The sequence below is a fragment of the Streptomyces sp. JW3 genome, assembly GCF_052216785.1.
Classification (GTDB): domain Bacteria; phylum Actinomycetota; class Actinomycetes; order Streptomycetales; family Streptomycetaceae; genus Streptomyces.
Map to the genome: position 1 here is coordinate 1 of NZ_JBQOUX010000329.1, position 241 is coordinate 241.

Below are 241 nucleotides of genomic sequence, written 5' to 3' on the forward strand. Positions count from 1 at the left end.
TCGCGAACCTGGCCAAGCGCCTGGTGCGGATGCTGTCGTCGGTCGTCGCCGAGCCGACCCGCCCGATCGGTGACGTGGAACTGCTGGCACCGGTCGAAAAGCGCCAGGTCGTCGCCGACTGGAATGCCACCGCGCACCCGGTCGACCAGGCCGCGACCCTGGTGTCGATGTTCCAGGCACAGGCCGCGACCAGCGCGAACACACCGGCCCTCACCTTCGAGGGGACAACTCTGTCCTACGC

The 241-nt window shown here is 68.9% G+C and carries 1 protein-coding gene; it reads left to right on the forward strand.

Annotation, left to right across the window (positions count from 1 at the left end; translation table 11 throughout):
• Positions 1-241 (forward strand): hypothetical protein (locus ACTT8P_RS38705; RefSeq protein WP_442836468.1); only part of this gene is annotated, 241 nt, incomplete at both ends.